Origin of the sequence: Iningainema tapete BLCC-T55 (assembly GCF_014698965.1) — a bacterium.
Classification (GTDB): Bacteria; Cyanobacteriota; Cyanobacteriia; order Cyanobacteriales; family Nostocaceae; genus Iningainema; species Iningainema tapete.
Genome location: NZ_JACXAE010000098.1, coordinates 113,080 through 129,260, shown reverse-complemented (window position 1 = coordinate 129,260; position 16,181 = coordinate 113,080). Strand labels below are relative to the sequence as shown.

Below are 16,181 nucleotides of genomic sequence, written 5' to 3'. Positions count from 1 at the left end.
TATGTGTGGTTTATTGATCTTGTTCCACGTAATTAACTGGCACATAACCTACTTACATTATAGTAAGAGTGATGGTTATATATACTTAATGAATATACGTTAGGCTAAAAGAAACAATCAGTACACAAAAACTTGAATTTTAAAAATTCCTATGGTTTCCATTGCCCGGAAAAACCTGCTTGAGGACATTCCTCGCTTCTTGGTGGCGCAGGCTGGAATTATGTTTGCTGTTAGCCTGGTAACAATTCAGACTGGTATATTTAATGGGTTTACCCGTTCCTCAGCTAAGTTGATTGACAATTCTACGGCTGATATTTGGGTAGCATCAGATACTATGGTTTACCTTGATTTGACGCTGCCCATTCCTTTAGCGCATGTCAATTTGGCGAAAAATGTACCAGGTGTGGAACTAGCAGAACCGCTGATCGCAAATGGAGGTATGTGGCGATCGCGTGAAATTGCTCCGATCAGAGTAATTGGATTTGACCCACTTGGGCAATTGTTTACGCCAAAAAATATCATTAAAGGAAGTGTGGATGCACTCAAAGAACCGTACACTGTAATTGTAGACAAAACTAACGCTCCTTCTCTCAATGTACGAAACATAGGTGATAAAGCTGAAGTTAATACTTTACCCGTGCGCTTGGTTGGGTTAACGCAAGGAAACCGCTCTATTGCGTCTAATCCTTACATGTTTACCTCCTTAGAGAGTGCCAACTCTTACCTAAGTTCTGGTAAGACTTCTACATTGTCTTGTCGATTGCAACAGGGATCTCAGGATCTTCAGTGTACTAATAATTATGTGCAACCAACTCAGCCGAATACTACGCCAAAACCGTTAGCGTCTTCAGATCCAATCACTTATATATTAATTCGCGCTCAACCAGGTCAAGATCTACAAGCACTGAAGCGAAGATTAAACACGGTATTACCAAATACTCGTGCTTACACGAGTCGTGAAATGGCGAGGAGAACGCAAAATTTCTGGCAAGACAGAACTGGGATTGGGTTTTTGCTCAGTATTGGTGCAACGGTGGGTGTAATTGTTGGGGCGATAGTAGTAGGACAGATCCTTTACTCTTCTGTGTCAGATCATCTTAAAGAGTTTGGAACACTCAAGGCAATGGGTGCGTCTGACTGGGTTATGTATGGTGTGATTGTCGAACAAGCCCTGTGGATGGCGGTTCTGGGCTATATTCCCGGTACACTTTTGTGCATGGGAGTTGCAGCTTGGACATTATCAACTCAGGGAATCTTGATTTTAATTACACCAGTAACTGCTCTGACGGTTTTCGGAATCACAGTTGTCATGTGTATCAGTTCAGCTATCTTTGCTATTCAAAAGGTAACTCGCGTCGATCCGGCAATTGTTTTTAAGGCTTAATTTAAACGTTTGCGGAAAGATGAGCAGATTACATGTAGTAATTTTTAGCAGAATTTAGCCTGTCTGTTCTGCAAAACTACTAAATATGACTATTAGTGAAGGTACAGACTAAACCGGTTATACCGCTAGCTGTATTAATTCACATAAATAGTCGAATAAAATCGTTATAATTAGTACATATAAAAACTTTACATCATAACATACCCTCACCACGATTTCTGACTGTTAACCTATACTTCCTAACAAACTTAACAAATGACTCCCGTTGAAATTCTTTCTAGTGTGTCACTAAAAATCAGAAACACGGTTGATTCCTCAAGAACAACAAATGTTGCCATGAAAGCCGTCCAGGTTGAAGGAGTAGAGATGGCATTTCAATCAGGGCGACATTCAGATCGAGTTCTTAAAGGGATTGACTGGGAAATCCCCTTTGGCGATGTTCAATTGTTAATGGGACCGTCAGGCTCGGGTAAAACAACTCTGCTATCGATTTTAGCAGGGCTGCTTAAACCTACAACGGGAAATGTCTACCTACTGGGACAAGAGATTACAACTATGTCTCGTTCTAAGCTGGCACAGTTTAGACAGCAAAATATTGGGTTTATTTTTCAGGGGTTTAACTTGTTTGGGGCTTTAACAGCAGCAGAAAATGTTGAAGTAGTGCTAAATATCAAAGGTATTCGTGGGCGTGCAGCAAAAAGTCAAGCGCAAGCACTGCTCGAACAAGTTGGGTTAGGAGATAAAGCGAATCACAAGCCAAGTGATTTGTCAGGGGGACAAAAACAGAGAGTAGCAGTTGCCCGTGCTTTAGCTGGCAATCCGCCATTAATTATGGCAGATGAGCCTACCTCGGCTTTGGATTCCTATAGTGGGCATAGCGTAACTGATTTATTACGCAAGTTGGCGAAAGAACAAGGAGCAACTGTGTTAATTGTCACCCATGACTCTAGGTTAATAGATGTTGCTGACCGAGTTGCTTATATGGAAGATGGAGTGTTAAAAGCAAAATAGACAATGTAGAGAGTAGAGACGCTTCAAACAGCGCGTCTCTCCCACTAATTTTGTTTAGCCACTATTTCATGTAAGATATCTAATACTGAGCGGGGATGCCAACCGAGTTCATTACGGGCTTTGCTTGCATCCACTCGCACACAGCGATCGTATATATAATGTACGCGCTCTCTACTTATAGGGGGCTGCCATTTAAACAAGCGTCCAATCGGATCGAGTAAATTACCTGCAAATCTAACTAGAGGTTTGGGAACTTCGCGAGGAACTGGTATGCCTGTTGCTTGTGAGATGATCTCAAACATTTCTCTAGTAGTTAAATCTCCTGCGGATATGATATAATATTCGCCCGGTTTACCTTTTTGGGCGGCAAGAATCATGGCTGTGGCTAAGTCGTCTACATGCACAATACCAGTGATGCGATCGCCACCTGCCCAAACCTTTAGCCCTCCTTTGAGAAACTGCTGAATTACTGGACCAAAATGGGGATCGTCAGCACCAAAAATTCCGGAAGGCATAATGCTGACGACAGGAAACCCTTGTGCGGCAAATTGATCTACTAATTGTTGAGCCTGGTATTTGGTACTGTCATAAGCTGAGGAAAAGTCTTGCTGTGTTCTTTGGAAAGTTTCATTTACGACTTCGCCTTTAGTGTTGCCAAACACACCTATTGTGCTACAATATACTAACTTAGATACACCCAGTTCTTGAGCTACTTTCAGCACGGCTCGTGTACCCTCTACATTCACGCGCTGCATTTCTGCCTTATTAACGACTCCTAACTCTACATAAGCGGCAGTATGAAAAACTGTGTCTACACCATTCATCGCTGCTCTTAGTGCATCATGGTCAGTAATATCACCGTAAACTAATTGAATATTGTCGTCAGATATACGTGCTAAATTGCTAGATTTACGTACCATACCAACGACCGTGTAACCTTGCTGATTCAAGGAGCGCACCAAGTGAGCGCCTGTAAATCCGTTTGCTCCAGTAACTAAGGCTTTCATATGGTTTCCTCGTAAGTCAAGTTATAATATTTTCAAATTTAAGATAATGTGCCTTTTATGTTAACGCTTGAGCAAATTGAGTCTGCCATTCTTCAACTTCCATCTGATGAGTTACAACAGCTAGTAGAATGGTTGGCAGATTTAGATTATCAGCGCTGGGATGAGCAATTGGAGAAAGACATTGCTGATGGCAAGCTAGAAGCCTTGGCTCAGGAAGCAATTTCTGATTATGAGACGGGGCACTGTCAGGAAATTTGATGCATTACACAACTCGCCGATTTTGGGAATACTACAACACTCTACCGGAAAATGTACAGCAAACAGCCGACCAGTGCTACGAACTACTCAAAATCGATCCTTCTCATCCATCCCTACATTTTAAGAAAGTAGGTAAATATTGGTCAGTTCGGGCAGGGCGAGACTACAGAGCATTGGGTGTAGAAGTCGAACAAGGTATTTCGTGGTTTTGGATTGGTACACATGCAGAGTACAACAAACTGATCGGCAAGTAGCCATGAATTAAAAAAATCAGTTAATTAAGGGCTTTTTCATAAATTCGGTAAGTTTTATAAATCTTGCCGCCTGCTGCTTCAATTAGTTTGCGGGAGGGGAAATTATCCTCGTAGACATGTCCGAGTTCTGCCCGTTTGTAAGGTTTGCCCTTTTGCTTACCACCGAGCATTCCCAAATAAATCAAAGCCAGAGGTACCATTTTCCGACGATATTCCGGTAACGAACAAATTACAACTACTCTTCCTTGGTCAATTTGACGGCGATACCAAAGAAACTTGAGAATTCCTAGCCAGTTGAGTTTGCCCCCAACGTGTTTTAACGGAATATTATAATCGGGTAAACCCATCCAAAAGCCAATCATTTCGCCGTTGTATTCAGCAATGGGGAAAACATCTGGATCGATCAAGCTCTGCAAATCCTTGGCTTCTTCGAGAAATTCTGCTTCACTTCGTGGTGTAGAACTCCAGTTATTAGCAAAGGCACGATTAAAAAGGTGATAAATGCTTTTAGCATCTTGCTCGAATTCTGGATCTTTTGTCTTGATTGGGCGGAAGTTGACGCCAGATTTACAAGCAATTCGATAAGCTTTCTCAAATTCTGCTGGTAAAGGTTGATCTAAAGGGAAATTATAGGCGTAAGCATCTTTGGCTTTATGCCAATTATCCCGCTCCATAAACTCTGGGTAGTAGGGCGGGTTGTAGGGCATCATTATCATTGGTGGCGAGTCAAATCCATCCACTAAGAATAGACACTTATTGTGGGTGGATAGATCAATTGGTCCCCGCGCTACAGTCATGCCTTGTTCTCGCAACCAATTACAGGCGGCATCTAGCAAGGCTTGAGCTACAGTAAAATCTTGAACACATTCAAAAAAGCCAAACAGCCCGACATTTTGTCCTTCCCGTTCGATTAAGCGCTGATTGACTGCGGCAACGATGCGTCCTACTGCTCCAGAAACCCGGTTTCTTTGAGAAACCGGGTTTCTCTCAGATTCTTCGGATACGGCAATAAACTGTTGTAGTTTCCCGTATTCCAAGAAGGGGTTTGTAGATGCAAAATATTTGGCTATGCTGCTGCGGATGGGTGGCACCCAGTGCGGATCTTTGGCGTATACTCTAGCTGGGACATCTAGAAATATTTCTTTGTCTGCTGGGGTGGTGACGGTGCGAATGATCATGTTGTCCGTGAACTATGGGAGTTCTATTTGATTGAGGTTGATGTTTTATGAACCGCAGAGGACGCAGAGGACGCAGAGGAAAGAGGGAGTAATTAGTAGTAGTTTACCAAACAAAGTTTGCTCTGTTCGTAGTTAGCGAGCGTGTTCGCTGTTTCAGGACTAAAGTCCTGACTACAAACTAGGCAAAGTTAATTTGGCGGACTACTAGAGGAGAGCTACTTTTGTTGCTTCAAGATTGTGATTTAGGTTTACTTGTTTTGGTGGGAGTTGAGCTATTTGTGCTTCAATTTCGTCTTTGACGATTTGGCGGTATTCGATGAAGTGTTCGATCAGGGCGCAATTAATTAGGTAGTGTTCAAAAACTTTTGGATTGTGCCGGATGATTGAGAACAACTGACGCCAGAATTGAAAGCGTGTACTGCGTTTGATTCCCTGTCGCCATATAACGATCGCTAATCCCCTGATATCCCTAAGTTGGGGCATTTGGAATTTCTTTTTATGAGGGGTAGGTTTCATTAAGATGAAGTGCCGAAAGACTCTGGCTAGATAGCGCTGCGGATCGTAAAGTTCCCAGAAGCATCTGACATACTCGCGAGCTAGTTCTTCTAAAGGACGGGTGGGAATAAAGTTGGTTAAGGTTGTCTGGTGAATGTTGGCTTCTTCATTGAGCAGACGCCCTTCTTTTTGGAGTCGATGCCAGAGTGCTGTGTTGGGTAGAGCCTGAAGCATACTGAACAGTGCTTGAGGTATGGCAGTCGCTTCGACAAAATCAATGATGCGATCGCCTGCCCCTGTTTTTTCTCCATCGAAGCCAATAATGAACCCTGCCATCACCCGTAGACCTGTCCGATTGATGTTCTGGACTGATTCTACTAGAGAATTACGGGTATTTTGGAATTTTTGCGTCAAGGTCAAGCTATCTGTGTCTGGTGTTTCGATGCCTAAAAACACTGCCGTAAAGTTGGCTGCAATCATCAGATCTAGTAGTTCTTGATCTTGTGCCAAATCTACTGAGGCTTCTGTAGAGAAGCGGAAGGGATAACCGTGTTCTGCCATCCAAGGAGCAAGTTCACGTAGCAAGAGTTTGACATTGCGCTTGTTGCCGATGAAGTTGTCATCGACGATAAAAACTGAGCGTCGCCAACCCAAGTCATACAGAACCTGCAACTCAGCTAGTAGCTGGGCGGGTGTTTTTGTCCGGGGTTTGCGCCCGTACAGCACAATAATGTCGCAAAACTCGCACTGAAACGGACAACCCCGCGAAAACTGTACAGACATATCACTGTAAACGTCCAGATCCAGCAAGTCGTATCTGGGCACTGGTGTGTCTGTAACGTCTGGCTTTTCTCCTTTGGCGCTCAATATTCCTGAAGTTTCACCCCGATTGAGCGCTTCTACTAGCATTGGCAAGGTAATCTCGCCTTCATCCAATACCAGAAAATCCACTCCTGCTTCCTGGGCTGCTTGGGGAACAGAAGTGACGTAGGGACCTCCTGCTGCCACTAATTTACCTCGTTGCTTTGCCTCACCGATCAGGTGCAGCATGTCTGTTTTCTGCACAATCATGCCAGAAACTATTACCAAATCTGCCCAATCCCATTCGGCTTCAGTTTCAAAGCAAACGTTGCGATCTACCAAACGGAACTCCCAACTTTGAGGGAGTATAGCCGCAACTGTGATTAGCCCCAAGGGCGGTAGTGAAACTTTCCGCCCAATCAGTTCTAGTGCTTTGTCAAAAGACCAAAAGGATTTAGGAAAGAGTGGATTTAAAAGTAAAACTCGCATCATCTTCCTTAAATCCTCAGATTATTTAGATAGCTTTTGATGTCAACTCAATGTTTGACTTGACATTTGGAAGAGATTGACGTAGGCGATCGCCATAAAGTGCCAATGCGTTCCCACCTAGTAATAGTTCTAAATGTTCGCGATCGTAATCAGCTACTGTAGCTGCATCTTGGACACAGTTTTGGAGTACGCCATCCCAGTGACCATAATCACCTGAGAAGCAAGCCAAGCGCTTACCTACTTCACCCATAGCGATGTGAAGATAACCAGGACCAGGATCATCTGATTCAAAAGAGGTAAAAATTTGACCTCTTTCAAAGTATTCTAGAGGATCGCGGTGACGTAGATCGTAGTGTTCGTATAAGCTGCTATCGTCAATCTTGCTTGGATCGTGTTGAGCATTCCACAACAAATCGAACAGGTTTTTAGCCTGACTAATGAGGTTGATATTGTTGTGAGTACCTCTTTCTTGGATCATCAACTTGGTAAAGTCCATCAGAGAGGGACGGTAGGCTTGCTTTGGATCAAAATCACGGATGCGTTTTTCCCAATGTTCGTGAAAGGCATGGGCAAGATCTGGTACCCAACCGCAACCACCTTCTAAAAAGCCTACGCGCAATGTCGGAAAGCGCTCAAATGCGCCATCAAATACCATCCGTGCCAATGCCAACTGTTGCTGGTTACGCTGCACGAAGATATGGGAGAGAACAAATGTTTCAGTATGATCGGCAATTCCCCCTACCATATTAGAACCTGGACCACCATGAATGCCAATGGCGATATCTAGGTCTACTGCTGCTTGTAACAATGGGGCAAAGTCGGGATGGCTGATGGTTTTGCAAGTGCGAATTTCTGGAAAAGCTTCAGGTGCTTTGGGATGGGGAATGGGCAAATTTGGTGCAACAGCTACACCGATCATGCCGAGTTCGTTGATACAACGGTGCATCTCAGCAACTGCTGCGTCTACGTCTTGTAGAGGTAAAACTCCGATCGGTTTGAGGCGATTGTTGTATCCCTGGCAGTCAGAGGCAATATAGCTGTTATAGGCGCGGCAAAGTGCGATCGCCAAGTCTTTGTCTATCAGGCTAGAGAATACCAAGTTTAATGTGCCGTAGATTACTTGGACATCAATGCCTTCGGAGTCCATGTGTTCAAGGCGCACTTTATTGAACATTGCTCCCAAAGTCGTTTCTGGATGTAGGTTGCGAAAGCCGCCTTTACCTAGTCCTTGGGGTTGTGGGAACATCCGCACGAAGTCTTTTTTACCCGTTGCTGGATTGTAGTCTACGATTCGCGCCCGTTGATCTCCTAAATTATCTATCACTAGACCGATGCGATCGCGATACTCTGGTTCTAAATAATCCCGCATTACCAGGGGATTTTCCAGTTTATGGGCGTCAGCATCAATTACCAGTAAACCTTGATACATGAAATCTCCTAATACTAGCGTTAAGCGGTTTTCTGCTTGAAGTATGTCCAGACTTGGCGTAGACCAAAAAAGTTCTCGAAAGACCACAACATCGAGACTAATATAGTAATGCCGGGATACTTGACAAAAGCGGGTTCATTATTCTCGAAGAATGCATGACCACCTAAGGCAAAAACTTGGGTTAATACCAAGCACACAAGTGTCACACGAGCGTCGTAGAATAGCGAAACCACCGCTGTGATTGTCATTACGTTGGTGAGGTGGTGCAGAAACTGGTTGATGGGATGCTGATGACTCGCTTCAAAGTGAGCTTTTGCCTGTTGGAAGTAATTCAAGTTTGGGTTTCCTCCGTCACACCGCTCTATCATAACTAAAAGCGTCTCAGGAACAATATCACTTAGATTTTAGTAAAAAAAGTTTTGGAAACAAAAATTTTTATTGTGTAAGCCTCGCGGCGAGCAACCAAGCGGGATCGGTAGGTAGAGGTGTCTCAGTCTTGTCGTTATTTATATGGCTGGGTACGATCCCAATGGACATTGGAACGATTGTACTAGCTCAAGGCGCTAACTATTAACGCCAAGTTGAACCGTACAGCTTTGGGAGGGACATAAGAAAGAATTATCTCACCCCGACAAACTCTTACTACTGCATTTCCTGGTAAGCGAAATGTTGAACGAATCTGGTTTGGTTCCATTAGATTCTCAAGGTACAGCAAGCAAAGGTTTGCATGATTCTTTTGAAGCTGCTGCTGTTTTAGCAAAGGCTCTGGCAGAGGCAAAAGCAGCAAAAAATGGTTGATAAAGTCAGATTTGGGTTCACTGAGATTAACCCGGAGTTAGGTGCATTAAGTACATTTCCTTATCTTCCTTTGACCCTTACCTATCAGAATCATTCTTTAAGTGTATCGGGTTTACTGGATACAGGTTCGAGTGTTAACGTCTTAGTTTTGCAACAGCGCTGACATTTTTATTTGCGTCTTATGTGATAAATAAACCAGAAAAAATGTTTGGATATATTGGTTTGGCTTTTAGCCTAATCATAGCTGTATCCACACATATGATCGGTATTATGCTAGTTATTCCTATTTGTGTATTCATAGCTATAATGACAAAATTATAGCAACGAAAAATACACTGTTTACTTTTTTTAGTCAAATCAAAGTTAAATTTTATATTTTTATTATCAACAATAATTTATTGTTTGCAACTTATAATTTATTCTATCTTTCGAGAATCAATTGTCTGGTATACAACAGCTTTACATACAATTGTTCCGCTAATCGGATTTGTCACTTTGCAAATTGATGCGATTAAAAAAAAGAATCTTAAAAGAGGATGTATTGCAGGATTACTTTTCTCTTTGGGATCAAATTGTCTAATTAAAGCGGTTTTAAGTTGACCGTAATTCTCAGCAGTTACTATGCTGATTGAAATTCGCTTTACCACGAGTGGCATATACCATCTCAAGGCATTCTTCAAAGTCATCCCCTTCCCAAGTACCAATAGTTTTCAAATGTTCTAGCAGTGAGTTACCTGTGGAGTGAACTGAAGTTTGGGGTTCTGTCGCAATTCGGTTATTTGCATTGTTTTGTTGGGTTTCTGGCTGTGTTTGGGTTGGCTTGGTTTTAAGGAAGCGTAAAAAGTCTAAGGTTTCAGCCAGAAGATTTTCTGAAGCTGATTCAATTTCTTCAAGAAGTAGTTCTTTAATCGTCATAGCAGGTTACTCTTGTGTTCCAAAGATAAAAACATATTATATTACCGCCACAGGAGTTTGGAAATAACCTCCTTATTAGTAATTCGCCATTGCAATTTAAGAAGAACGCCAATTCTCGATTTGTAAACTGGTTACTCTTTGAAATTCTCGAACGTTAGATGTTACAATAATATGATTATGGATTACTGCTGTTGCTGCAATGAGTACATCATAAGCACCGATAGGAGTACCTGCTGTTTTCAGAATACTTCTGATTTGGGCGGCTTGTTCGGCTTCTTCTGCGCCAAAAGGTAAAATTGTAATTGAGCTTAGGAATGTTTCAATCAACGGTTGGATTTTGACGGCACGTTGTGGATTGATTGCTAATCCATATTTCACCTCCATAACTGTTAAGGATGAAATAAAAACATCAAAGGGAGAGCTAGACTTTAATCGCTTTAGGGTGTTTTCTTCTCCCTTGACAAAATCACTTACTACGCAGGTGTCGAGCAAATAACCCATCATTAAAACTCTATTTCTTTAGGTGGTAGCAGTTCGTCTCGATAGGATTCAAAAATAATACTTTCTGCTACACCTTGATGTTGCATAATTATGGATGACCAAGTGGTGGGTTTTGTTTCTAAGAAAGTTACAAAGACGCGGCTTTCAGTAATGCCCTGTGGTGTTTCGGCAAGTTCAATTTTGCCATTTTTATAGATTCCTTCAATGGTTTGTAGCATTACATACCTCCTGACTAAATTTTGGTCATAACAGGTTACTCTTCTGATGTAAAGACAAAAATACATTATATTACCACCACCGGAGTTGGAAGTAACCTCGTTCTAGTTGACTTTGTTCTTCAGGTGTTAACCATTCCACTGGCTTGTAGGTGCCAAAAACATGATCCCACCAGTCTACGGCTAGACCAAAGTTGTGATGCCACATGCCATACTTATGATGTACGTAGTGAACTGGCATCTTCATCCAGAAGCATTTGGTTGGGTTTTCGTGTTGTAGTTGATGAGCATAGGCGGAAAATGCAGCGTAAACTAGTGCGCCGAGAAACCAGCCGATTCCCGCTTCCCAAGAGTAGAAGAACATGAGAGCCATGACTACAAAACTACCTCTGACATAATCGCGAAACTCCCAGAGTACTCCCTGCCCTTCATTACGGCGATGGTGATCGCGATGACGTTCGCCAATTCGCTGTGAGACGTGCATTAAGCGATGTAGCCAGTATTCAACTAAACTCGCTAAGACAAATGCTAAGACAAAACAGGCGATCGCGATCATTTATTCTCCTTCCTCATACTTGTTGCACAGAAACATCTATTTGAATATTGTGACATTCTCTGACTTGCTGTTGCTCTTGACTATATCTTTAAAATCAGTGGGAATTGAAAAATGTATAATTTGTGCATTATTAGCTAGTCAATATTACTTGACTAAAAATAAAAGCATGAAAAAAATAATCTTAGCAACAGCATCCCTCTTAGCTTTGATATTTCCCTTTGAGGCAAAGGCTGCAACTTTCGATAAAATTTATGTTTTTGGTGACAGCCTCTCAGATACTGGTAACGTATTTACTGTCACCACTGTTGCCAATCGGTTAAATCCCACTATACCAGTAGATCCTCCCAGCCCTCCTTACTTTAATGGACGTTATTCTAATGGTCCAGTTTGGGTAGACTATCTGGCAAATTCTTTGGGTTCAACCCTTACTCCGTCCACTAATTTAGCTGTAGGTTCTCCTATCACTCTCACTCCCACTGGTGATCTTGGAGTCAACTTCTTCTTTAATGGTGCTACTACCACTCAGGGCGTTAACTTTGCCTTTGGTGGTGCGACATCAGGCTTGAACAACGCTAGCGATCCTCGTTTACCTGGAGTACTGAGGGAGGTGCAAGCGTTTACGAATGACTTAACGCTTGCCAATCAACCTGCTGATCCACAAGCTCTTTACGTTGTGTGGGCTGCAGGTTCTAATGATTATAGTTCTGGTAATTTAAATAGTACCATATTTGCTGAAAATATATCTCAGGGAGTAACTTCGTTATTCGATGTTGGCGCTCGCAATATTTTGGTAGTTAACGTACCAGATTTAGGACAAACTCCCCGCGCTCGCCGCATCGGTGATGCTAACGCCCGTACTCAGGTAAGTCAGGAGTTTAACGCTAGCTTAACCACTACCCTCAACAATTTAAGTCAAACACTCCCAGGGATCAACTTAATACCTTTTGATGTTAATTCTATATTTGCGGAAGCGATCGCCAATCCCACAAGATTTGGTTTCACTAATGTAACTGAACCTTGCTTAAATACAGTTAACTTCACTATCTGTTCTAACCCAAATGAGTATTTATTCTGGGACGACATCCATCCCACAACTGTAACTCATAGATTTTTGGGAGAATTAGTTTTTGAGAGGCTAGCGTCTAAGCCTCAGTCTGTACCAGAACCCGCATCTACAGTATCCTTAGGGATGGTAATGCTCTTATGGATGCTACGGAACCGACAAGTAAAAAGTAAAATGTAGTAACCCGCCAAAATTCTACGGTGCGTTACACTGCGTTGACGCACTCTACTAGCTTTCATGACTAATTTTTTGTTGCCACTGTTGAGTTTTATTGCCGAACGTGCTAGGGCGAATTTTGTCAAGAAAATTCGTCACACTGATGCTGTGCAGGAAAAGTTCTTACTCACTTTGTTACAAGCTCATAAAAATACTGAATTAGGTAGTAAATATGGATTAAGTGATATTAAAACTATTGAGCAATTTCAACAGCAGGTTCCCATTCTACCTTACAGCAGCTATGAACCATATACTGAGCGCATTGCTAATGGGGAGCAAAATATCCTTACACCCGATCCTGTAGTTTATTTAACTTTAACAAGTGGTTCGACAGGCAAGAAAAAGATGATCCCCACAACAAGGCGATCGCAAAATGCTTTCCGTCGAGCTACTCTTACCAGCATTGGTTTTTTAATTGAGGCACTCAAGAGGCAAAAACGACAATTCGGCAAACTGCTATTAACCAACTCAGTACAAACTTGGGGACGCACAAGTGGTGGAATAGATTATGGTCCATCTAGTGCTGGTGTTTTGCGCATGGACAAGTTTCTTTACAAACAACTGTTTGCCCATCCTTACGAAACTCTACAACCAGCCGATAGTCTAGCTCGTCACTATGTTTGTTTGCTATTTGCTCTTAGTGATGAAGCAACGCGAGGTATAATTGCCAATTTTCCCATGCTCATCCTGCGCACTGCTAACTATTTAGAGAAGTATGGAGAAGATTTGATTGAGGATTTAGAGAAAGGAACAATTGCCTCGACTTTAGAATTAGAGCCAGAAATTCGCACTCAACTAGAGCAGCAACACTCAGCCAATCCCAAACGTGCCGCTCAATTGCAAGAAATCTTGAAGTCAGAGGGACGGCTTACCCCTAAACTTGTCTGGCAAAATCTTTCCTTTATTGCCACTGCAAGAGGTGGAACTTCGGATTTCTATTTTGAGCGATTTCCTGCTTACTTTGGTGATACTCCCATATTTGGTGCAGCTTATTCATCGGCAGAAGGCATGTTTAGCGTTTACCCTGATGTTAATGATGATGCTAGCGTGTTGGCGATCGAAAGTAGTTTTTTTGAGTTTATCCCAGAAGAGCAATGGGAGGCTGAGCATCCCAAAACTTTACTAGCAACTCAAGTTAAAGCAGGAGAACGTTATCGTATCTTGATTACTAACTATGGAGGCTTTTACCGTTACGATATTGGTGATGTAGTTGAAGTAGTGGGTTTTTACGAAACCGCACCTTTGCTCGTATTTCGCTACCGTAGAGGAGGGTTCGTTTCTTCGACAACGGAGAAAACAACAGAATTTCATGCAACTCAGGTGATGCAAGCTTTACAGCAGGAATTTAACATACCTTTAGAAGATTTCTGTATTACTTTGTCAGATAATGATTTCCCCGCTCGTTATTTGGCGAATATTGAGCTAGCTTCTGGTTATACCCTTGAAAATCCCCAAGCCTTCTTAACCAGTTTTGATCGCAAGCTCCAGGAAGTTAACACCCACTACGAAATTAGTCGTCGCGATACAATTCCACCTCCACGATTGCGGATTTTGTCGAATGGTAGCTTTGCGATTATTCGTCAACGTCAATTGCAAAGAGGTATTCCCGATTCTCAGTTGAAGTTTCCCCACGTGAGTGAAGATCGGAATTTTCTGGCGGGATTGTCGGTGGAAAAGGAGATAAGGTTAAACGATGTAATTAATTATTCTGACAACTGAGTTCTTTTTTTAACTTTTAACTTTTGCCTTGTATCGATATGTTCGCTATTTACCGTTTTTTCTTTTTCTTTATGAGTGCCTTTTAACTTTTGCCAAGCTCTGTCAAAAGCTCCCAGAGTTTGATAGTCTTATCCCTGCTGCCACTAGCAATTAGTTGTGTAACAGGGCTAACAGCAACGGCAGACACTGAGTCAACATGACCAGAGAGAGTAGCAATTTCTTTTTTTGTACTGACGCTCCAAAGTTTGACAGTTTTGTCCCAACTTCCACTAATTAGCGTTTCTCCATCGCTACTGAAAGCCACTGCTACTACCGCCCAGGAATGGCCTAAAAGTGTGCCAATTACCTGACTGGTGTATACATCCCACAATTTAATAGTGTTGTCTTCACTTCCTGTCGCTAGGATTCTACCATCAGGACTAAAAGCAACTGTTAAAACCGCCCATGCATGACTTGAAAGGGTACGATATGGGCGGTTTTTCAATTCTTGTTCAGAGGATGAAGGTATTTCCCATAAGCGAATAGTTCGATCAAGACTGGCGCTAGCTAAAAGCTTACCTTGGGGACTAAACGCTACTGCACTTACCTGTAATTGATGTCCACTTAACGTGAAGGAAATGCCTTTGTCTAAATTCCAAAGTTTGACAGTCTTATCCCAACTACCACTAGCTAACAACCCCCCAGGGGGGTTTGGACTAAAAGCGACTGATTTAACTGCGCTATTGTGTCCAACCAAAGTGTGGATTTCTTGAAAGGTACTTAAATTCCACAATTTAATTGTTTTATCATCACTCGCTGATGCCAGAATCCCATCAGGACTAAAGGTGAGCGCTCTCACAGCTTGCATATGTCCGCTCAGGGTGTATAGCAATTCTTTAGTCTTCAAATCCCATAACTTAATCGTTTTGTCATCATTACCACTAGCTAAAATATTACCATCAGGACTAATAGCAATTGAATTAACACCACTTGCTCCACTGTAATTTTCCGTCAAAGTATCCAAGCACTGCCACTGTTGATTCCTCGCCCCCAGTCTCTGACTGGTAATGCCTTCCTGAGGCTCTGCCTCACTCATTCTTCCTAAAGTATTAGATTCAATACCCATAGCTTGCATCACTTCATCAGCAGATAGAAAGCGATCGCCTACATCCTTTTGCACAAGCTTGTCAATAATTTTACCTAACCTTTCACCTACCTTACCAGTCAAGTATTCTCGCCAAACCCAACAATCATTAGCGATATCAAATAAATCAAAGGGAGGAATCTGAGTCAGTAAGTAAATGCAAGTCACACCAAGGCTATATAAATCACTAGCAAATACAGGTTTTCCCTTAATTTGCTCTGGTGCAGCATATTCAGGACTACCAACACCAGGTTCGCCGATCAGTGGATCGACTGCCGTAACAAGTTTAGCCAAACCAAAATCCACTAAGACTAGATCCCTCCAACCCCCCGAACCAAGGGGGGCAGTAGTGCGAAGAATAATATTTTCCGGTTTAATATCGCGGTGGATAATGTTGCGATCGTGGATAAACTTGAGCACAGGCAACAAACTCTCTAAAAGTTGCCAAATTTGAGTTTCACCACTTGCTCCTACTTCCTCGACCTGAGTAGCCAAATTAACACCTTCAATATACTCCTGCACGAGGTAAAAGTGGTTATTTTCTTCAAAATGTGCTAAGAGTGTGGGAATTTGCGGATGTTGACTCAACTCTTCCAGGCTTCTTGCCTTGTACTTAAATGCTTTAAGAGATTGATTTTCCAGCGAGAATTGTTGAACGACACAAGGAACAGGGGGAAACTTACCTTCATCAACAGCGAGGAAGGTTTTGCCAAATCCCCCTTTTCCAACTTGCTTAAGTAAACGATAACGTTCTTGTAACAGCAATTTG

18 protein-coding genes are annotated in these 16,181 nt (G+C 42.3%); 8 read left to right on the top strand and 10 right to left on the bottom strand.

What is annotated here, in order from left to right:
• Nucleotides 1–151: 151 nt before the first annotated feature.
• Nucleotides 152–1,384 carry an FtsX-like permease family protein gene (locus tag ICL16_RS32545; protein WP_190835719.1) on the top strand — a complete coding sequence of 411 codons (1,233 nt, stop codon included), beginning with the start codon at nucleotides 152–154 and terminating at the stop codon, nucleotides 1,382–1,384.
• 255 nt (nucleotides 1,385–1,639) lie between these two features.
• Nucleotides 1,640–2,395 carry an ABC transporter ATP-binding protein gene (locus ICL16_RS32540; protein WP_190835718.1) on the top strand — a complete coding sequence of 252 codons (756 nt, stop codon included), beginning with the start codon at nucleotides 1,640–1,642 and terminating at the stop codon, nucleotides 2,393–2,395.
• A gap of 44 nt (nucleotides 2,396–2,439) precedes the next feature.
• On the opposite strand, the gene ICL16_RS32535 is transcribed toward ICL16_RS32540, so the two are convergent.
• Entirely contained in the window at nucleotides 2,440–3,402 is a 963-nt protein-coding gene (locus tag ICL16_RS32535) for an NAD-dependent epimerase/dehydratase family protein (protein WP_190835717.1), read from the bottom strand.
• 57 nt (nucleotides 3,403–3,459) lie between these two features.
• On the opposite strand from ICL16_RS32535, the gene ICL16_RS32530 reads away from it, so the two are divergent.
• Both ICL16_RS32530 and ICL16_RS32525 read left to right on the top strand, forming a co-directional pair.
• The gene (locus ICL16_RS32530; RefSeq protein ID WP_190835716.1) at nucleotides 3,460–3,660 is read left to right on the top strand and encodes a hypothetical protein; all 201 of its coding nucleotides are present in this window, start codon (nucleotides 3,460–3,462) and stop codon (nucleotides 3,658–3,660) included.
• Nucleotides 3,660–3,914 carry a ParE family toxin-like protein gene (locus ICL16_RS32525; RefSeq protein ID WP_190835715.1) on the top strand — a complete coding sequence of 85 codons (255 nt, stop codon included), beginning with the start codon at nucleotides 3,660–3,662 and terminating at the stop codon, nucleotides 3,912–3,914. The genes ICL16_RS32530 and ICL16_RS32525 overlap by 1 nt, the downstream gene beginning before the upstream one ends.
• 20 nt (nucleotides 3,915–3,934) lie before the next feature.
• Here ICL16_RS32525 and ICL16_RS32520 read toward each other — a convergent pair whose 3' ends face one another.
• The 4 genes from ICL16_RS32520 to ICL16_RS32505 form a co-directional block, all read right to left on the bottom strand.
• Nucleotides 3,935–5,092 (bottom strand): hypothetical protein, encoded by a 1,158-nt coding sequence (locus ICL16_RS32520; RefSeq protein ID WP_190835714.1) that lies wholly within the window; start codon nucleotides 5,090–5,092, stop codon nucleotides 3,935–3,937.
• Nucleotides 5,093–5,296: 204 nt separating this feature from the next.
• A complete protein-coding gene (locus ICL16_RS32515) occupies nucleotides 5,297–6,877 on the bottom strand; it encodes a B12-binding domain-containing radical SAM protein (protein ID WP_190835916.1) in 1,581 nt (526 codons plus the stop codon).
• A gap of 25 nt (nucleotides 6,878–6,902) precedes the next feature.
• Nucleotides 6,903–8,306 (bottom strand): amidohydrolase family protein, encoded by a 1,404-nt coding sequence (locus ICL16_RS32510; RefSeq protein ID WP_190835713.1) that lies wholly within the window; start codon nucleotides 8,304–8,306, stop codon nucleotides 6,903–6,905.
• Between the two features lie 20 nt (nucleotides 8,307–8,326).
• Nucleotides 8,327–8,674: an Mpo1-like protein gene (locus ICL16_RS32505; protein WP_202895826.1), complete on the bottom strand. Its 348-nt coding sequence runs from the start codon at nucleotides 8,672–8,674 to the stop codon at nucleotides 8,327–8,329.
• 298 nt (nucleotides 8,675–8,972) lie between these two features.
• Here ICL16_RS32505 and ICL16_RS47005 point away from each other — a divergent pair, with 298 nt between their 5' ends.
• Entirely contained in the window at nucleotides 8,973–9,104 is a 132-nt protein-coding gene (locus ICL16_RS47005) for a hypothetical protein (protein WP_273039893.1), read from the top strand.
• Nucleotides 9,097–9,267 carry a hypothetical protein gene (locus ICL16_RS32495; protein WP_190835933.1) on the top strand — a complete coding sequence of 57 codons (171 nt, stop codon included), beginning with the start codon at nucleotides 9,097–9,099 and terminating at the stop codon, nucleotides 9,265–9,267. The genes ICL16_RS47005 and ICL16_RS32495 overlap by 8 nt, the downstream gene beginning before the upstream one ends.
• A 446-nt stretch (nucleotides 9,268–9,713) precedes the next feature.
• Here the strand turns inward: ICL16_RS32495 and ICL16_RS32490 are convergent, their stop codons facing one another.
• The 4 genes from ICL16_RS32490 to ICL16_RS32475 form a co-directional block, all read right to left on the bottom strand.
• A complete protein-coding gene (locus ICL16_RS32490) occupies nucleotides 9,714–10,019 on the bottom strand; it encodes a DUF2281 domain-containing protein (protein WP_190835712.1) in 306 nt (101 codons plus the stop codon).
• Between the two features lie 96 nt (nucleotides 10,020–10,115).
• Nucleotides 10,116–10,520 carry a PIN domain-containing protein gene (locus ICL16_RS32485; protein WP_190835914.1) on the bottom strand — a complete coding sequence of 135 codons (405 nt, stop codon included), beginning with the start codon at nucleotides 10,518–10,520 and terminating at the stop codon, nucleotides 10,116–10,118.
• A 2-nt stretch (nucleotides 10,521–10,522) separates the two neighbouring features.
• Nucleotides 10,523–10,738 carry a hypothetical protein gene (locus ICL16_RS32480; RefSeq protein ID WP_190835711.1) on the bottom strand — a complete coding sequence of 72 codons (216 nt, stop codon included), beginning with the start codon at nucleotides 10,736–10,738 and terminating at the stop codon, nucleotides 10,523–10,525.
• A gap of 70 nt (nucleotides 10,739–10,808) precedes the next feature.
• Nucleotides 10,809–11,291: a sterol desaturase family protein gene (locus ICL16_RS32475; RefSeq protein WP_190835710.1), complete on the bottom strand. Its 483-nt coding sequence runs from the start codon at nucleotides 11,289–11,291 to the stop codon at nucleotides 10,809–10,811.
• Nucleotides 11,292–11,457: 166 nt separating this feature from the next.
• On the opposite strand from ICL16_RS32475, the gene ICL16_RS32470 reads away from it, so the two are divergent.
• Both ICL16_RS32470 and ICL16_RS32465 read left to right on the top strand, forming a co-directional pair.
• Nucleotides 11,458–12,534, top strand: a complete 1,077-nt coding sequence (locus tag ICL16_RS32470; protein ID WP_190835709.1) for an SGNH/GDSL hydrolase family protein — start codon at nucleotides 11,458–11,460, stop codon at nucleotides 12,532–12,534.
• Nucleotides 12,535–12,591: 57 nt separating this feature from the next.
• On the top strand, nucleotides 12,592–14,289 hold the full coding sequence (locus tag ICL16_RS32465) for a GH3 auxin-responsive promoter family protein (protein WP_190835708.1): 1,698 nt from the start codon (nucleotides 12,592–12,594) through the stop codon (nucleotides 14,287–14,289).
• 82 nt (nucleotides 14,290–14,371) lie between these two features.
• Here ICL16_RS32465 and ICL16_RS32460 read toward each other — a convergent pair whose 3' ends face one another.
• Nucleotides 14,372–16,177: a serine/threonine-protein kinase gene (locus tag ICL16_RS32460; protein ID WP_238361054.1), complete on the bottom strand. Its 1,806-nt coding sequence runs from the start codon at nucleotides 16,175–16,177 to the stop codon at nucleotides 14,372–14,374.
• Between the last annotated feature and the right edge of the window lie 4 nt (nucleotides 16,178–16,181).